The following is an 18,365-nucleotide window of genomic DNA, read 5'->3' on the forward strand; positions in this document are numbered from 1 at the left end:
TCGGGCTTCGCTGTGGCAGTAATCAAATTTTCACAGTGAATTTTGACTTTTAAACACGTGCTAAGTCGGAATATTTATGCTTTAATCCTCGTTTAGCTGTAAGGCAGAAAAAATGAAGGAATAGTTTCTTATTTCGGGTTTTTTCAACAAAACTGAGGAATGAGGAGAAAGCAGGCTTGCCCAAAATTGGCCTATCATAAATCAAAGAAAACAAATCGAAATGAACTGAAAATAAGCAACTTGCGATTAGTTGATGGGTTTAGAGGTGAATAATTCGGATTAATTCTCGTTTAGTTGCAAAGCGGGAAAAACAATTTTTTTTTTTATGGGGAGTTTTGTCCAAAGTATCAGCGGAATAAGGCGAAATTAAGCTGGGCCAAATCGAGGCGAATAAAAATTCAGGAAAATCGCTTTAGGAGATTTAATGAATTTAGGGGTGAAAAAGTCGGCTCAAACTAGGCCAGGATCTGTTGCAGGAATACAAAAAAACCCGCACAAAGCGGGTCTTCCATAATATTTTTAGAAGGAAAGGTTATTTTCTTTCTTTTTTTCTATAGTCCAGCGGTGTAATGGAGGTTTCTTTTTTAAAGAAATAATTGAAATAGGCCGGAGAATCAAAGTCTAACTCAAAGGCAATTTGCTTTGCATCCATGTCCGTGAATTTTAACAGGCGTTTGGCGTCCGTTAAAATCATTTCGTTAATGAAGTGCTTTACGTTTTTTCCAGTACCTTTTTTTACGGCAATGTTTAAATAGTTCGGGGTAATATCTAATTGCTCTGCATAAAAGGATACCTTTCGTTCGTGGCTGTTATTTAAAAAGAACAAGGAAAAGAATCTGGCGGTAATCGCTTTTAATCCTTCAGTGTCATGACCCGCTCTGCGAACCGCATTTTCCACGCTCACTAATATCTCTGTGATGAAACATTTTAAAAGAACTTCTGCGAAATGATTTTCCTGTTGGTGTACTTCCGTAATTTTCTGTGAAAGATGAGCAATGGTAGCAGATTCCTCATCGGTCATGTTTACTTGTGAAATAGCATGAACAGGGTTCAATACATGAAGGGTCTCCATCGATCTCCAAACTTCCATCGATACCTGATTCTGTACCGTGATAAAGCAAACTTTCCCCCCCTCAATATTGATGTTCTGGATCATCTGACCCGGCCCAGCAATGATGATGTCGTTTTGCTTTACCTGAAATTCATCAAAGTCCAATTGAATACTACCTTCACCTTCAATCACATGGAATAAGCCGTATTCCTCAAATCGTCCAATAAAACCATCATCAATGGTCTCTACTTCCAGGACTTGCGCGTAAACATTCGAATATTCGATAGTTTGGTGCGAATCGAAATTATATGGTATTTTATTAATCATTACTCCGTTTTTGTTGCCGGTTAGTTTTTAAAACTATAACTAGCAATTTATCCTATAGTTCTTTTTTTTTCATCATTAAAGGTACTATTTCGCCCTTCTCTTTTAATTTATGTCCATTTTGGGTGTAAAATCAATATTTTGACCAACTATTTTTCAAAAGTTTAATTTTTTTTTTTGACTACCGCGGTAAGTTCTTTGACATTCTTCCCAATTTAGGCTGTTAGAAAATGAAGTCAGCTTTTGATAATGAAGAAATTTGCGGGTTTATTTGTTTTGGGGAATCATGGAGTACATAATTTTTTGACGTAATAAAAGGAAAGAAAAATCAGTGAAACTCAAAAAAAATCAAGTAGTAATACACTCCTTTATCAGTAAAGCGAGTATTTGATCAGTTGATTGATGAAAGGGTAAAGGTGATTACAAAAAGAATGAATAATATAAATGTGGCAATATATCGCATTTTATATGTAAGAAAAGATGATTGAAATAGAGTGTAAAATGTTATCCTTAGCTAGAAAATGTTTAATATTCGGAAAAGCGCGTGAACTGTTAGATACACGATGGGCGTAATTTTTAAAAAAGGCTTTCACCATGTAAGAAAGAGATGAAACTTTATAAAACTACTGAATTGAACTTAGGCGGGATTTAAGGAAACTTAAATATTTTAGGTAAATCATTCTCGCTGTTTTATTTGATGCGCACTAGGGTTCTGTAAATCATTGATAACTATTTTGTTGCTATTAATATTTTAAGGGAGTTCAACAGAAACTCCTTCCCGCACGGCTGGTTAAGTTTTAAAAGAGAATCCCATGAAGCTTTTCAGTAGTAATAAAATTGGACGCGCCAGCTTTTATTCTGATTGTGCGCATTGCCAGTTCTTCGTTAAATTCAATAAATCCTGTGCTGCTTTTCCAAAAGGAATTCCCCAAGAATTACTCAGGGGCAGGAAAAGGCATCGTGGAAAATGGTTTGAACAAGAAGGAGATTTCACTTTTACGCCTTTTCTTAATACCGAGTGATTCCGCCCCATAAATAGTCGGACTTAAATTTTTTTTTACAATATTTGAAATCCGATGAAAAGAGTAACACGAACCAAGGAAGAGAAGCTAGCTATTCTAAAAGAATGCGAGGAAAGAGGAGTAGAAGAAACTCTAAGTAAGTATGGAGTTTATCCAGCCACCTATAAAAATTGGGTGAAAAAATATGAAACCATGGGAGAGGCAGGTTTCACTCGCGGGATGACTATACCTCAATTAAAGGAGATAAAGCGTCTTGAGAAAGAGAATGCCCTATTAAAGGAAATCATCGCTGAAAAGGAGCTTGAATCCAAAATGAAGGATGAGCTGCTAAAAAAGAAATATCCTCAGACGAAAGGGCGGAAATAGCACGAAAATACACTGGTCTGGGGCTAAAACGAGATAAAGCTATTTTGATTGCCCAAATAACAAAACACAAATACTATTACCAGCCTATTAAAGATCGTAAACATATAGGCAGAAAAGCCACTACTACAACTCAAAAGGGGCATTCGGTAGTACCCAATGAGGATGTAATAGGGCAAATTAAGCGCTTAAAAGAAGATCCAATCACTAATTATGGCTATCGTATGATGACCAGTCAATTGAAGCTTGAAGGATATAATATTAATCATAAAAAGGTTTTCCGTTTGATGAAGGACGCAGATTTACTTCAGGAAAAAAGGAAGGTTAGTGATAAAAATTACGTCAAATATCGCTGTGTATGCCCAGAACGCCCATTGCAGGTTTTAGAAATGGATATTAAAATGGTTTGGGTAACAGAGCATAGGCGTCATGCTTATATATTAAGCATTATTGATACATTTACAAGAGTAATATTAGATTGGTCGGTTGGCTATCAAATGGATCAAAAAATGGTCATTAAAGCCTGGGAAAGGGTAATAGATAATTATTTGCAACCAAATGACTTATTGAAACAGGATCTTCATGTTGAATTAAGGAATGATAATGGATCTCAATTTAGCGCTAAAAGCGTTCAAGAATTTTTAAGGGAAAATAGTATTCATCAAACCTTTACACATCCTTATACGCCCCAGGAGAATGGCCATATTGAAAGCTTTCATAGCATTCTTAAGAAGGGCTTGGGACAAGCGCCATTTTGGAACTTAGAGGAATTAAGAGAAAGGTTAGAAGTGTTTTATGAAAAATATAACAATGTTAGATTACATGGGTCAATAGCTCATCTTAGTCCCAATTTGTTTTGGAAGGCGTGGGAATATGATTTGATTGAACGCACAGTAATAAACGAGCGAAAGGTGAAATTTAGACTTACAGTACCCCATAGTCAACTTTCGGGGATTATGAGTCAGAGAGAAGTTCTTTGCTCAAATATACCGACCCTAAATGGGGAGGGATATTTGAATGAGGATGTGAATGGGCCCAACACTCCAAATTCATTACAACCTTCGGTAAATTAATCGCCGTCGATCGTTCTTTGCTAACACAAACTTATAATGGAAAAATAGACCTCACAAGAGGCAAAATCAAAAAAGTCCGAAAATATGGGGGCTAAACCACGAGCGATGGCTTGAGCAGCTTTAGGTCATGTTTAAAAGCACACCCTCCGGCTAAAAATTCGAATTATTGGAAGCGATTTTGGATAATTTCTCCACAATAGCGATGCTATTCTCTCAAAATAACCCTTTATCGTTTCTGCAATAATCAAATTTTCGCTGCGAATTTGGACTTTTAAAGACTCTATGTCCGAATCATTTACCGTTAAATTTTGGAATCTCTTTTTTGGCTTGCTTTCAGTTCGATAGGGCGGTGTTTGCTGATTGGCTCATCTCCCAAAATTCGGCGAGCTTTTTTTCTCCTCATTTATCAGCTTCGGTGGATATAACTTGAAATAGAGCACTATTCCGTCATTTTTCCCGCCTTGCAAGTAAACTGGTTTTAGGACAATATGTCTCCCATTAATAATTTATTGATCAATGGAAGCCCAATGGAAAAAATGCCGCCATGACAGTAGCAAGCACCATCCTATTCTGCTTCCATGCCTTTTTATTCTCGACCAAATGAAGTCCTTTGGGTGGCTTAATTATCGGTGATAGAAACACATAAAAGGCGGGTAATGTCATGAAAGATTGAAGCTTGATCGGTGACTGTTTGACTCAAGAAGTTTTATTAATGCCTTGCTTTTGGGGAGATCTGTTTTTTAAAATTAAATGAAATTCTTACCTTTGTCCGCCCTTTCAAATAGGGAGCAACGACCAGAGATAGCCGCAGAGATGAGGAATTGTTTTTACCTTGAAGCCCGGCGCTGTCCGCAAAAAAGTGACTCATGGAGGTCATCTCTGGAAAGGTCTCGTTTGCCGGTGCATCTGACGGCAAAAAAAACTATCCTGCTTTTTTTCTTCATTTAATCTTAGGAATAATTAGTGATCCTGCTGGTTTAACAGCGCATGGGGAAGCTTTGGGTTGAGAAAAGAAGTAGGTGGGTTTAATAAAAAACGTCTTAGGCACTGCCATAATTGTTACACCTTTTAACAATAGAGACGATGAAGGCTTATTCTTCTCACATTTCTAATTTATTAAAATTGGGTTGGCCGGTGATCATGGCACAACTCGGACAAATTACGGTTGGTCTGGTCGATAATATGATGATTGGCCAATTAGGCACCAGTCCATTGGCTGCGGCTTCTTTTACCAATACCGTTTTCAATTCCGTACTGATTTTTGGTATGGGATTCACCTTTACTTTAACCCCTCAGGTGGGGGAAGCACTGGGGAAAAACGCCCCCAATCGGGCGGTGGAGTCTTTAAAGAACAGTTTGCTGACCAATATGGGCATGGGGTTATTGCTTTTTGCATTGTTGGTGATGCTCAACCTGAATATGGATCAATTCGGGCAGCCTGCCGGAATTATTGAGGCCAGCCGACAGTATTTGGCAATTTTGACCCTTTCTTTTATTCCTCAAATGATTTTCCTGACCTTCAAGCAGTTTTTTGAGGGAGTAGGTGATACCAAATCCGGTATGCGCATTACCCTTTGGGGAAATGTGGTGAATATTGTCGGGAATTTTATCTTCATTAATGGTTGGTTCGGCATGCCTGCCATGGGACTGTTAGGAGCGGGTGTCGGGACGCTAATTTCCAGAATCTTTATGGCAAGTTTGGCGGCATGGAAATTTGGCAGATCTAATTCTTATGGGGCCTATGCGTCATTATTCCCCAAAGTATCGTTGTCGATGAGTCGCATAAAATTCTTTTGGTGGAATGGTTGGCCATTGGCCTTACAGATGCTGACTGAGGCGAGTGCATTTGGCGTAGCCGCGATTATGATGGGTTGGATTTCAGAGGTAGGTTTGGCCGCACATCAGGTAGCGATCAGTATCTCTACTCTGGGTTTTATGGTGTATCAGGGAATTGGTGCTGCTGCGGGTATAGAGATCAGCAAGTATTATGGAAAGGAGGATTTGCCCAATATGAAAAGAAGTGCCTATGCTGCCCTGATGATTATTTTGGTGATGTCTACCGGAATGGTACTTTTCTTTCTATTGGGTAGATATTGGCTGGCTGATTTGTTTACCGATGATCAGGAGGTAATTCTTTTGGTTAATGTGTTTTTATTTTGGCTGGCAGCTTTTCAAATTCCGGATGGAATACAGATTGTTTATGCCGGGGTTTTGAGAGGGGTACAGGATTTTAAGTTTCCTTTGTGGCTGACCTTTTCCGCCTATTTTATCATTTCCTTACCCTTTTCTTATTGGGCAGCTTTTCATGGGGGCTTTGGAGAGGTAGGGATCTGGATGGGCTTTCCACTTGGGCTGAGCATTTCTTCCACTTTGTTTTTGATTCGATTTGAATATTTAAGGAGGAAGCGATTAGTAACAAAATCAGAAGTAAGCCGGGCGGCGGTGCTGGCGTAGTGCTCGCCAGAGATTGGGTCGTTCATATAGCGTGTTTAATAGCCAAAAATTTACAGCCGGATGTTGGGCTTTTAAACACGCTTCGAGCTATTTGAAAAGTATTAATAACTTACAAAGGTGTAAACCGATGCCCCTTATTTCAGGAATAGCCTGATTATTTATGCTATAGCCGGATTAGGGTTGCCTAAATCTTCCTTTGTCTGTAAGGCGTGAAAAATGACGGAAAAGTGTCCTGTTTCGAGTTTTTCCCCAGGCGGTAGCGGAATGAGTAAATCGCAAGCTTAGCCCAAATTGGGCTATTCAAGATATAAGAAAAATGCCTTTACTAAATTTCTTTTGAGTTGTGCCAATAAAATCATCGATGAATATTCAGGTTAGTAGTTTATTGAGGTGAAATGAATCAGCTTTTGAATAATTCGGACCAAAGCCTTGTAAACGCAAGGTGGATTTTGGAAATTATTGGAGAAATCAAATTTTAAATCCCTTAAGCGCAATAGGTTTAGGGGGAAAAATTTAAACCACGACCATAATGAACACAAACAAAGCCAAAGCCCAATGGACCGGCACACTTAAAGAAGGCAAAGGAACCATGCAATTTACCGGTTATGAAGGGCCATATACTTTTGCTTCTCGTTTTGAAAACGGAGCGGAGACTAATCCGGAGGAACTTGTAGGAGCTGCCATTGCAGGCTGTTTTTCCATGTTTATATCTGCCCTGATCAGCGAGGAAAAATTGTCTCCTGAGAGCATCGACACCAAGGCCACCGTCATCCTGGATGGGGACGATATTGGGCCCAAAATATCCAGCATTGCTCTGGATACTACCGTTAAATGTACCGATCTTACCAGCGAGAAATTTGAAGAGATTATCGAGATATCAAAAGCTAAATGTCCCATCTCTCGCCTGTATACCGGAGGCTCAGCAGAGATAGAGGTGAAAGCGGAGTTGCTTTAAAGCAAGAAAACTAAAAGGGTGTGGAAAGTCGCGCCCTTTTAAGTCGAATTATCCACCCTTAGATTTATTAGGTTAACTCAAATAATTCATTAGCAAAGGGATTTAGTTTGATTTTCCAATTTTTCAATAGCCCGAAATTGGGTAAGCTTGCTTTCCCCTCATTCATCCGCCTCCCTGCAAAAAATGAAATAGGAAAAATTCATTCATTTTTCCCGCCTTGCAGTTAATGACGCTCTTAATCATACCTAATTCGGGTTAATGAAAGTAGTTCAATTTATTTTTGTTACTGATTAATGGTTTTCCATTTAGGATCCACCAATAATGATATTGACGATCATGAGGTTACTATTTTCATTATGCTCCTGATTTGCCCCGGCTCTTATTCCTCTTTCAAGACCTTCACCGGGTTTAGAGCGGCAGCGCTATATCCTTTCAGGGCAACTAGCATTAGCACAAAAAAGGCGATTATGCCTGCAGCGAGAAAATAGATGAATGCATTATGCGAAGTGCGATAAACAAAGTTGGAGAGCCATTGGCCTATAAAATAAATAGCAAAGGGTAAACCGGCGAAAAAGCCAATAATTAATTGAAGGGCAAAAGAACGAAAAAGTAATAGTAGTATTTCCGGACTCGAAGCTCCGTTTACTTTTCTGATACCAATTTCTTTCGCCCGTTTGAGGCAAATTTGATGGACCTGTCCAAGGATGCCAAGCATCAGCAATATCAGGCTGATCATGGAGAAAAGGAAGATGCTCTGTTGCATGCGTTCATCCTTTTCATAAAGCTGTTGAATTTTTAAATCCAGAAATTTTGTTTCCAGGATCGTATTCGGAGAAATGTTAGTGCAAATTTCTTTGATTTTTTTCAAAGCTTCCGTCTGATTTTCCCCGGGGAGTTTTATAGAAAGGTAATTGTAGTCACTATTGGCCGGTTTATCTACCCCTTTTTCAATAATTAAGGCCAATGGATTAATGGGCTTATGAAAAGACTGACTATGAAAGTCGCCTATCACCCCACCAATGGGGTAAGTTCCCCAACTGTCCATGATTTTGCCTTCGGTATTTTTCCATCCGGAAGCCTGAAGGCCAGTTTCATTGATATAGCAAATGGCTCTTGATGATTGAAGATATTCTCCATTTTGTTGTAGGGGAATATTGTAAAGTTTCAGGAAGTTTTCATCAGCAAATAGCATTTCAAAAGAAGTGAAAACCATTTCTCCTGCATCATTAAGAGCCGTATTTCCTCCGGTACTTACCGGAAAGGCAGGAATACTGGAGCTAAGACTTAGTTGAATTCCGGGAATGGATTTTTCTATTTCATTAAATAGTGGCCTGGCGATTTGCTTGTTGAACTGTATGGGGATATAGACAATGGCTTCTTTATTAAATCCCGGAGTGGAATTCTGTATATATCGCATTTGTTTATTAAGCATAAGCAGGCAGGCCATGATGGTAAAGGCCACACTGAATTGAAAAACGGTTAGTCCCTGATTGATTTGCTTAAGCTTTCCAAAATTTTGTCCGGAAGAAGCTTGTTTGAGAAGTGGAGAATAAGCGATCCACATGGGCGGAAGACAAATGATAACCATCATCGCTAGGAGGCAAACCGTAAAAATGATTAGGGCATGTGGTAGCAAAAGGTATTGCCATTTCAGGGGGGTATTCAACAAAATTTCAGCCCATGGCAATGTACAATGGCTCAGGCATACCGCCAGGAAAAAGGCGAGTAAGGTGACGATGCCAATTTCAGTAAACAAATAAAGAAACACCTGATGTCGACTGGCGCCTGCAATTTTCCGGTAATAAAGTGTTCGGGCATTATCAGCCATTCTGGCGATATTGAAATTAAGATAATTGGTAATCGAGAGCAAAAGAATGATAAGACCCGTACTCCATAAGGTATAGATTAATCGGGTATTGGCCTTGGTATGGGAAGTTATGGCGGCGTATGGAATTTTCCTTGAAGAAAGGTAGATGTCGGATAGCAATTGCGGAGCCAATTGGTGGTGATTTTGGCTGAGCTGTGGAATATACTTCCTGATCTTTTGCTCCACCCTTTGAGGGTCCGCTCCGGCTTTGATTTTAAAATAAACTTCCATCCGGTCCATGCATTTGTTGTTTTCACAGGATCGGTTCCATATGAAAGCGGGATTTTCAACATTTAGAAAAAAATCCGTGGAAAAACTGTTAGGTGTGGGAAGGTCTTCGCATACCGCGGAGATAATCAATTCCTGTCCCACCATAAAACTTACCACTTTGCCAAGGGGAGATTCATCTCCAAAAAGTTTTCTTGCGGTGGAGGTGGTCAGAATCACGCTGTTTTTATCCTGAAAGGGACTCAATGGGTTTCCCTCCAGTATTTTTATTCCAAATATTTTAAAAAAGTCATTTTCGGTGATGGTAAAGTAATCGGTATCCAGATAACTTTGCTTAGTTTTCAGATAGGCGGGAAATCTTATTTCCCCTTTACAGGGAATGCCATTATAGGCGGCAGCGCTTTCAATTTCAGGGAAGTGTGTGGTTAATGCATTCACTAATTCCATGTCTACAAATTCAGTGGCGTGTTCAGCATCATATAACCGGTAGATCAAATGGTGATCAGGAAAGTGCTTATCGGTTTGAAATTCCTGGAGAATAAAAAGACCAATGATAATACAGGTCGTGAAGCCAGTGGCAAAGCCGAGCACGCTCAGGGCAGAGTAGAAAATATTCCTTTTTAGGTTTCGATAAGCGGTTAGCAGGTAATGTATGAACATGGGTTTGTATTATGATTATTCATTCGTCTTCATATCCCGTTCCACAAGTTTAATGCGCTGTAATATAATAGTTTATAGTATTTTGCTTTTTAGGGATTGTCAAAAAAATTTACATGACTGTAAAGGGGATGGACGCAACCGTGGGAAAAACAACCCGAATTATCTACCGGGAGGTTCCATAGGCTAACTCATTTGCTCATGAACAGAGGATTCTAGGTTGGTTTTCCGATTTTCCAATAGCCCAAATTTGGCAAAACCTGGTTTTTGCTTCATCCACTTACCTGGGGAACAATCTAAATAAGAAAAAACCCTTTATTTCGACAGGTTTGCAGTTAAACGAGGATTTTAGCATGCATGAATTAGGATACGGGAAGACTAAAAATACGGAGGGCTGTTGTATCGTGCTGTGAAAACTAATGTATTCGCTCTTTCTCAGATCTGAGCATCTGCCGGGCATGTCGGTTGGCTCTCCGTTGACGAGGCGACAATACCCTTATTTTTAAAGATAAACCGGCAATGATCGGACCATAATAAATGTAATAAGTATCACCGGTATCGATTGTTCCACAAAAGCTTAAAAGGGTCGCTCCGACTCCAAAGAGAATAAGAATTGTTCCCAATCCTTTTTTAAATTTTTCCCCAATAACAGGTAAATTAATCTTTTTGGGTAGGCGGTTCAGGGCCGCCTCTTGTACATGATCATCCACCTTCCGCACAATATAGCGGATGTCTTCCTCTTTTAACTGTTTGGCTTCTAATTCTTTCCGGACTTGATCGATTTCAAAGTCAGAACGTTCTGATTTGCGGATATAATGGTCGATGACACTTTGCAGGCTCATTTACTTATGGGTTAAGTGATTTTTTCAATTCTGAATTGAAAGTAAAAATTTCAAAATAGAATTCCTCCCTTGAAGGATATGCCGCTATATTTTTTAATGTATTTGTTTTATTTTATTTAAAGGTTTTTTTCCTGGATTTTAATTGTCTGAATTTGACTGAACCAGCATTCTCCTCCTTCATCTGCTTCTTTGGCGAACAATCGAAATAGGGAAGTATCCTGTCATTTTGCCCGCCTGTCAGTTAAGCCAAGGGCTAAGCATGTCTAATTATTTTAATAATCCCGGGTTTTGATAAAATGATATTTGATTAAAATCATGATCAAAATACCAATGAGACAAAGTAAAATAGCCAAAACGGTATCGGCGAGGGCAATCTAGTCAATTTTCCTGAAGTCCTAATTCCTATGGTCCACTGGGACGGAAAGGTAACGGCCCGGCACATCATCCCCACAGAGGTGGGCGGTTTCGTACCTTTGGCCAAAGCAGAATCCCCTCATTGGCAAATGGCCGGACCCGAAGGCGTCGTGATTACAGAAGTGGCCAATACACACAGGCGCTGGCGTTAAACGTTCAGACCCTAAAATGAACTAAAGCCATTTGAAATTGAAACGCCCCCATTCCGATTCTTTTTTTATGTAATATGGTCCTTCATGAATCTATTGGGGGCTTCCCTCCTGACGTCGGTCGGGCTCACGCGGCTCGCTTTTGGGGCGAGGCGCTACGCCTTTAGCCTGCCCCAAAGAGCTTAGACAGACCCGCTTCATCCCTAAGCCAACCGCCCATTTCGGGCGTAGAGGTATTTTGTTTTTATTCTTTTTTATAAACTTGCGGAAAGTGCTAACTGATTTAATTGTAGTGAGATAGCATGTGAAGGATGTGTATGTTTATTCCGCAATATAGCTCCTCGTAGTAACTTGTTATCCTTCTTTTTTCCTCACTTTTTAGGCCTTGAAATTTTTATTTTTGAGCTTAATAGTAAGACAGGATTTTTATGCTATTGATTTATAATTAATGCATTAAAATACCATTAACAGTTTACGTTCTTACGATTAATTTTTTAAAATGAAGCGAAAAATAGTACTACTGATTGCCTTGTGGGTGATGCAAAATCAGCTTATCGCTCAGGAGGCTGGAATGCATCAGTTCATCGACAGCCTGATGAACGAAATGACCTTATCAGAAAAACTCGGACAGTTGAATTTATCTTCTGGTGCAGGTGATTTGGTGATGTCGGAAACCAGGGGAAAGGATGAGTTTATCCGTCAAGGCCTGATCGGTGCTGCCCATGGGGAAAATAATCAGCGTATTGCCGTGGAGGAGTCTAGATTGGGAATCCCTCTGATTTCCGGGCGTGATGTTATTCACGGATACAAAACCATTTTCCCGATTCCATTGGCCCTGTCCTGTTCCTGGGATATGGAAGTGATTGAGCAAACCGCCAGAATTGCAGCCGAAGAGGCGACGGCACACGGCGTAAACTGGACATACTCCCCCATGGTAGATGTAAGCCGCGATCCACGCTGGGGCCGGGTGGCTGAAGGTGGTGGAGAGGATCCATGGTTGGGTGCTCAGATCGGCCGTGCCTTTGTTCGTGGTTATCAAGGGACAGACTTGTCCGCCAACAATTCCATGATGGCCTGCGTGAAACACTTTGCACTTTACGGCGCCTCGGAAGCGGGAAGAGATTACAATACGGTAGATATGAGTAGATTGACCATGTTTAACAGTTATATGTATCCTTATCAGGCTTGTTTTGAGGAAGGTGCTGGTTCGGCCATGTCTTCTTTTAATTTAGTAGAGGGGATTCCGGCCACCGGAAATAAATGGTTGATGACGGAGCTTTTAAGAGAACAATGGGGTTTTGATGGTTTTGTGGTGACGGATTATACCGCTATTAATGAAATGATTGATCATGGTATGGGCGACCTGCAGGAAGTAGCGGCTATGGCATTGAAAGCAGGAATTGATATGGACATGGTTGGTGAGGCTTTCATCGGTACTTTGACCAAATCTCTGGAGGAAAATAAGGTTTCGCAGGAAGAAATCGATACCGCTTGTCGTCGGGTTTTGGAAGCAAAATATAAGTTGGGCTTATTTGAAAATCCTTATCAATACTATGATAACAAGCGTCAGAAGCAGGTCATGAATAAGGAGAAGGTAGCCTATGCCCGACATGCTGCTCAACGTTCCATCGTTTTGTTGAAAAATGAGGATAAAGTCCTTCCCTTACAAAAATCCGGAAAAATTGCGGTGGTTGGACCTTTGGCGGATACCCATGAAGACATGCTGGGCACCTGGGCCGGCACCAATGATACCAAGCCGGTGGTTTCTATTTTGGAAGGTATTCGGAATGTAGCCGGGAAAAAGGTGGAGGTGGCTTATGCGAAGGGGTCCTTCGCAACGCAGGATCCCTACTTAATGAATGTGAACCGCAACCATGGTGGCAGAAAGAATATGCCGGGCAGGCCGGAAAGATTTCCGGATGCTGTCGCCTCCCAAAAAATGTTGGAGGAAGCAAAGGCTATCGCTCAGGATGCAGATGTGATTGTGGCGGTATTGGGAGAAAGAAGAGCATGGTCCGGAGAAGCGGCCAGCCGTTCGGATATCAGCTTACCGGAAAGTCAAAAAGATCTTTTGAAAGAAATGCTGAAATTGAATAAGCCCGTAGTTTTGGTATTGGCCAGTGGTCGTCCCCTGGCATTGAGTTGGGAGGATGCTCACGTGCCGACCATCCTTCAGGCATGGCATGGTGGTAATGAAGCCGGAAATGCTTTGGCCGATGTACTTTTCGGGGATTACAATCCTTCCGGAAAACTGACCATGTCCTGGCCGGTGAATGTGGGCCAAATTCCGGTATATTATAATTATATGCGTACTGGTCGCCCCTTTGAAGAGGATCATAAATACAAAAGCAAATACCTGGACATCCCTAATGAGCCCCTTTATCCTTTTGGTTATGGTTTGACTTATACTACTTTTGAATTAAGCCCGATGCAATTAAGCGCGACCGCTCTGCAGGGAGAACAGGCGACCCTGGAGGTAAAAGTGACGATTACCAATACCGGTGAGCGCGACGGTGAGGAAGTGGTGCAATTGTATGTGCAGGATGTTTATGCTTCGGTGTCCCGTCCGGTTAAGGAATTGAAAAATTATCAGAAAGTTGCCCTGAAAGCCGGAGCATCCAAAGAGCTGACTTTCCGCATTAGTACTGAAGATTTAAAGTTTTATAATTCTGATTTGGTTTATGATTGGGAAAGTGGTGATTTTAAAGTATTCCTCGGAACGAATGCTCAAGAAGTACAGGAAGCCTCTTTTCATTGGCAAAAGCAGTTGAATGTGAATTAACCCGAATTACTCACCGCTCTAGATTTAGTGGGTTGTTGTAAGTGGTTTGAGATTAGGGTGTGGTGATTGGTTTTTCCGAAGATGAAATAGCTTAAATTTGGTTAGTGCGTGTTTAAAAGCCAAAATTCGTAGTGAAAATTTGATTTTTACAGAAGCGATAAGGGATTATTTTGAGCGAATTGCTTCGCTATTGTTAGGAAATTATCCAAAATCGCTTCCAAAAATTTGAATTTACAGCCGGGTGGTGTGCTTTTAAACATGCTCTTATGCTTGTTTTCTCCTCATTCGTCTGCTTCATTGGAAAAAACTCGAAAGAGGAAAAATTTCTTCATTTTTCCCAACTGGCAGCAAAACGAGGAATTAAGCATGAAAAATCCGGCATAAGCAAGCATAATTTGGTTCAGTGCCTAAGAGGAAATTGAGCGAAGTGCTGCGATCTGTGGGTTAATCTATTAGTTTTTTTGTGAATGAACTTAAACTTCTTGCTAATTTGGAATCTACCTTCGAAATACTATCGTAAAGTTTTGTATTGGTGTGACAAAAGTGGTGGGATAAAGTATTTCCGCTACACCCAACCATTCCCACCGCACCCCGGGCCAGGGATAGAGGCGGAGGTGTTAGCCGGTTGTGGAGCTCTTTTTCGTTGGGCAGGCAATGGGGAGAACAACGCTACTGCCCGCCGAAAAAAGCGACCGCCGAAAGCCCGGTGCGCTGTGGCGCAGGCCCCATGAAATCAGGATAGTGAGGAGTATTAAGGGGTTAATTTTTTATTTCTAAAATCATTATTTGCTCATAGGTTGGAGCGCTTTCTCCATAAAAAATAAGTGCTAATTCGTGTTCATTCGTGATTTCCTTCTCGCGTCCTGATGTTAATCTATTATGTTTTTGCTGAAATGGGTTTGCTCCCCTCATGCTTTCCATTCCACCACCTCAAACAGGCTCAGGTTCTTCTCCTCTTCGCTGAAGTGCATACCGATTAACACAATCGGGCGACCGTCGTTAAGGTAGGGAGCATAATACTGCTGCGCGATAATTTGCTGAATAGCTTCGCCTTGTTGTCCGGCAACAGGATCGGGCGCATTCACTTTGAATTCTACGATATAGATATGACTTGGGCTCTCCATCACCAGGTCGATGCGTCCGGCGGAGGTGGCTTGCTCGGTGCGGGTCTTTAGTCCCAGCGCCAGGAGATAGGCATAAATCACGGAAGCATAGTAACCCTCAAATTTTTGGATATTACTCTGAACATAGTTGTTGTAGGGGATGGCAGAGAACATGGCGCGAATGGCTTTTTCAAAGCCTGCCAGATCGTTCTTAAAAATGCTGCGCAAAGCATGCTGCTGCTGATGGTGCGCGTTTTGACGGAGGTCGGTCAGGCTGGTCAGAAAGAGGGCGTTGAGAGCGCGCTGCACTTCATGATTGGGCGTGGTCAGCACATAGCTACTCCCTCCAAAAGGTTCTTCGATTACGGATTCAATGGTCAAATAGCCCGTTTGCCATAGGAGTGATACGAGATTTAGATTTTTCAGCGTGAAGTGGTGCAACTCCTCGGCCGGTAACTCCATACTGCCGAGCTGATAAGCCTGGTATTCTCCTTTTTCAAAGAGTTTGGCCAGGAATGTTGGAGTCCCCGTTTGCCACCAGTAGTTTTGAAAGCTGTTTCCTTTATCCAAAAAAAGCAAAATATCGAAGGGGTTGTATACTTTGTCGCCCAGGTAGTTGTAGCCATTGTACCAGCGTTTTACATTGTCCATATCCACATGGTCAAAGTAACTGCCAAAGCAATTTTCCAATTCATTTTGTGTGAAACCACAAATGGAGGCGAATTTTGAGTCAAGTGAAATGTCATTAAAATTATTCGCCCCACTGAATAGCCCCATACCCGTAAATTTTGTAATTCCGGTCATGAAACAGAAGCGTACATGGGCATCTGAGGCTTTGATGGCGCTATAAAATCCGCGCAGGGCATCCATGGCTTCCGCGGCTAAGTCGCCCTCCTTGTTGAGGGTGTCCTGGATGGCCTTGTCATATTCATCGATGATGATGACGACTTGTTTTTGGTATTTTTTGGATACTTCGGTAATGAGTGAACGAAAGGCTGTTCCTGGCACAGCATCCAATGCAATATCGACGCCAAGATTTTGTGCATTTTCCTTCAGGGCGGTGTTTAATTTTTCATGCACTACCCCGATATCCGTATAGTTGGCGGCACTCATATCCATCCGGATCACCGGATAGGTCTGCGTCCAGTCCCAATGGTCGTGAATATTGAGCCCTTCAAAGAGTGCTTTTTTGCCATCAAAGAGGGATTGCAGGGTGGAACACAACATGGACTTGCCAAATCGGCGGGGACGGGAGAGGAAGTAGTAGCCTTTATTTAGGCGAGTGAGTTGGAATATTTCTTTCGTTTTGTCGATGTATAGAAAATCGTCTTTTGAGGCACGTAAATCCTCAAAAGTCTGTATGCCGATGGGTAATGCTTTTCTATCCGTACTCATAGTTTCAGGCTTGTGCTTTTCAAAGATACGAAATACCTTAAATTCGCAAAAGGAGCTTTTTATGCTGTTGTTCTTCTTTTGCCGGGACTTCAGTATTTTCGGCTTGTTTTTGAGGTACAAACGGCCTGATGTAGCAATCCGCCCGTTAAGGTGAAATTTAACAGCACGGGCGATCCCTCTCCCCGCTGATTCAACCACCCCACCGCACCCCGGGCCAGGGATAGAGGCGGAGGTGTTAGCCGGTTGTGGAGCTCTTTTTCGGCGGGCGGGCAATGGGGAGAACAACGCTACTGCCCGCCGAAAAAAGCGACCGCCGAAAGCCCGGTGCGCTGTGGCGCAGGCCCCATGAAGTCGAATAATTCACCGCAAGTTTTAGGCTTGATTTAAGGGGGTCTCTTTCCGTTTGTTAAGATTGGTGGCGCTAATTTTTATTTAGCTTAAATTGGGGTAGGCTTGTTTTCTTCTCCTTCATTTGCTTTGTTGGGAACCCCCTGAAACAGGAAAAATTCCATCAGTTTTTTCGTTTTGCGGCCAAACGAGGATGGAAGCATAAATAATCCGTGTGAAGTGCTGGGGAAGATAAAAAAAACCGGACATTGCTGCCCGGTTCGAATTAAATTGAGTTATATAAAATTTTCTAAGTAGTTGCCGGATAGTATTTTTTCTTTAATCCAAAAGCTACTTTTACCAGGAGGATAAGTGCTGGGACTTCGACTAAGGGACCGATCACCCCGGCGAATGCCTGTCCGGAGTTTAATCCGAATACGGCAATGGCTACTGCGATGGCCAGTTCGAAGTTGTTCCCTGCCGCCGTGAAGGAGATGGAAGCATTTTGGTCATATTCCGCTCCCATGGTTTTGCTGATGAAAAAGCTGATGAAGAACATCAATGCAAAGTAAATTAATAGTGGGATGGCGATGCGTACTACATCCATCGGGATCTCTACGATCAATTCCCCTTTCAGGGAGAACATCACCACGATGGTGAACAATAAGGCGATCAGCGTCATGGGAGAGATGGCCGGGATGAATACATTTTTATACCATTCTTCTCCTTTAGCTTTTACTAATATCAAACGGCTCAGGATACCCATCAGGAATGGAATTCCTAAATAAATGGCTACGGATTCGGCAATGGTGCCAATGGAAATATCCACGATGGCCCCTTCAAATCCGAATAGGGGAGGTAGTTTGGTGATGAACAACCAGGCGTAAAAGCTGTAGCCAAATACCTGAAAGATGGAGTTCAGTGCGACCAGGCCGGCGCCATATTCGGTAGAGCCTTCTGCTAGGTCATTCCATACCAGTACCATGGCAATACAGCGTGCCAGTCCGATCAAAATCAGTCCTACCATATATTCAGGGTAATCCTGCAGGAAAATGATGGCCAGTGCGAACATGAGTACAGGGCCGATTACCCAGTTTAATAAAAGCGAAATGCTCAGCACTTTTACATTTTTGAATACTTTTGGTAAGAGTTTGTAATCCACCTTGGCCAGTGGCGGGTACATCATTAAAATCAGGCCGATGGCCAGAGGAATGTTGGTGGAGCCGGAGCTCATATTATTGATTTGTTCCGGAATACCGGGGAAGAAAAATCCCAGTGCCACCCCAATGCCCATTGCCAGGAAGATCCATAGCGTCAGGTTTCTGTCGAGAAAGCTTAGTTTTTTATTTGCTGACATGA

Annotated in this window: 11 protein-coding genes; 6 read left to right on the forward strand and 5 right to left on the reverse strand. The window is 41.7% G+C overall.

All coding sequences use genetic code 11. The features are described from left to right. Positions 1-532 precede the first annotated feature (532 nt). Complete coding sequence (locus tag AAA970_RS19230) at positions 533-1,378, reverse strand: AraC family transcriptional regulator (protein ID WP_338238519.1); 846 nt, start codon at positions 1,376-1,378, stop codon at positions 533-535. Between the two features lie 1,073 nt (positions 1,379-2,451). On the opposite strand from AAA970_RS19230, the gene AAA970_RS19235 reads away from it, so the two are divergent. The 4 genes from AAA970_RS19235 to AAA970_RS19250 all read left to right on the forward strand — a co-directional run bounded on the left by AAA970_RS19235 (position 2,452) and on the right by AAA970_RS19250 (position 7,242). After that, on the forward strand, positions 2,452-2,763 hold the full coding sequence (locus tag AAA970_RS19235; protein WP_053404356.1) for a transposase: 312 nt from the start codon (positions 2,452-2,454) through the stop codon (positions 2,761-2,763). Between the two features lie 17 nt (positions 2,764-2,780). Further along, positions 2,781-3,833: an IS3 family transposase gene (locus AAA970_RS19240; protein WP_338237706.1), complete on the forward strand. Its 1,053-nt coding sequence runs from the start codon at positions 2,781-2,783 to the stop codon at positions 3,831-3,833. A 1,083-nt stretch (positions 3,834-4,916) separates the two neighbouring features. Continuing rightward, positions 4,917-6,287, forward strand: a complete 1,371-nt coding sequence (locus AAA970_RS19245; protein WP_338238520.1) for an MATE family efflux transporter — start codon at positions 4,917-4,919, stop codon at positions 6,285-6,287. A gap of 529 nt (positions 6,288-6,816) precedes the next feature. Then, complete coding sequence (locus tag AAA970_RS19250) at positions 6,817-7,242, forward strand: OsmC family peroxiredoxin (RefSeq protein WP_338238521.1); 426 nt, start codon at positions 6,817-6,819, stop codon at positions 7,240-7,242. Between the two features lie 379 nt (positions 7,243-7,621). Here AAA970_RS19250 and AAA970_RS19255 read toward each other — a convergent pair whose 3' ends face one another. Together AAA970_RS19255 and AAA970_RS19260 are read right to left on the reverse strand one after the other, a co-directional pair. Then, on the reverse strand, positions 7,622-9,997 hold the full coding sequence (locus tag AAA970_RS19255) for an ABC transporter permease (RefSeq protein WP_338238522.1): 2,376 nt from the start codon (positions 9,995-9,997) through the stop codon (positions 7,622-7,624). Positions 9,998-10,410: 413 nt separating this feature from the next. Beyond that, a complete protein-coding gene (locus tag AAA970_RS19260; RefSeq protein WP_338238523.1) occupies positions 10,411-10,836 on the reverse strand; it encodes a hypothetical protein in 426 nt (141 codons plus the stop codon). 404 nt (positions 10,837-11,240) lie between these two features. Between AAA970_RS19260 and AAA970_RS19265 the strand changes: the two genes are divergently transcribed. Both AAA970_RS19265 and bglX read left to right on the forward strand, forming a co-directional pair. After that, positions 11,241-11,402, forward strand: coding sequence for a cupin domain-containing protein (locus AAA970_RS19265; protein WP_338238524.1), 162 nt, complete (start codon positions 11,241-11,243; stop codon positions 11,400-11,402). A gap of 496 nt (positions 11,403-11,898) precedes the next feature. Then, positions 11,899-14,181 carry a beta-glucosidase BglX gene (gene bglX / locus AAA970_RS19270; protein ID WP_338238525.1) on the forward strand — a complete coding sequence of 761 codons (2,283 nt, stop codon included), beginning with the start codon at positions 11,899-11,901 and terminating at the stop codon, positions 14,179-14,181. Positions 14,182-15,089: 908 nt separating this feature from the next. Here bglX and AAA970_RS19275 read toward each other — a convergent pair. Together AAA970_RS19275 and arsB are read right to left on the reverse strand one after the other, a co-directional pair. Beyond that, on the reverse strand, positions 15,090-16,679 hold the full coding sequence (locus tag AAA970_RS19275) for an ATP-binding protein (RefSeq protein ID WP_338238526.1): 1,590 nt from the start codon (positions 16,677-16,679) through the stop codon (positions 15,090-15,092). Positions 16,680-17,316: 637 nt separating this feature from the next. Next, positions 17,317-18,363, reverse strand: a complete 1,047-nt coding sequence (gene arsB, locus AAA970_RS19280; protein ID WP_338238527.1) for an ACR3 family arsenite efflux transporter — start codon at positions 18,361-18,363, stop codon at positions 17,317-17,319. Between the last annotated feature and the right edge of the window lie 2 nt (positions 18,364-18,365).

This window comes from Persicobacter diffluens (assembly GCF_036244895.1).
Lineage (GTDB): Bacteria > Bacteroidota > Bacteroidia > Cytophagales > Cyclobacteriaceae > Persicobacter > Persicobacter diffluens.

Excerpts from the sequence above, each read along its gene's own strand:
- AAA970_RS19230 (WP_338238519.1), bottom strand. The coding sequence starts at position 1,378 with ATGATTAATAAAATACCATATAATTTCGATTCGCACCAAACTATCGAA.
- AAA970_RS19235 (WP_053404356.1), top strand. The coding sequence starts at position 2,452 with ATGAAAAGAGTAACACGAACCAAGGAAGAGAAGCTAGCTATTCTAAAA.
- AAA970_RS19245 (WP_338238520.1), top strand. The coding sequence starts at position 4,917 with ATGAAGGCTTATTCTTCTCACATTTCTAATTTATTAAAATTGGGTTGG.
- AAA970_RS19250 (WP_338238521.1), top strand. The coding sequence starts at position 6,817 with ATGAACACAAACAAAGCCAAAGCCCAATGGACCGGCACACTTAAAGAA.
- AAA970_RS19255 (WP_338238522.1), bottom strand. The coding sequence starts at position 9,997 with ATGTTCATACATTACCTGCTAACCGCTTATCGAAACCTAAAAAGGAAT.
- AAA970_RS19260 (WP_338238523.1), bottom strand. The coding sequence starts at position 10,836 with ATGAGCCTGCAAAGTGTCATCGACCATTATATCCGCAAATCAGAACGT.
- AAA970_RS19265 (WP_338238524.1), top strand. The coding sequence starts at position 11,241 with ATGGTCCACTGGGACGGAAAGGTAACGGCCCGGCACATCATCCCCACA.
- bglX (WP_338238525.1), top strand. The coding sequence starts at position 11,899 with ATGAAGCGAAAAATAGTACTACTGATTGCCTTGTGGGTGATGCAAAAT.
- AAA970_RS19275 (WP_338238526.1), bottom strand. The coding sequence starts at position 16,679 with ATGAGTACGGATAGAAAAGCATTACCCATCGGCATACAGACTTTTGAG.
- arsB (WP_338238527.1), bottom strand. The coding sequence starts at position 18,363 with ATGTCAGCAAATAAAAAACTAAGCTTTCTCGACAGAAACCTGACGCTA.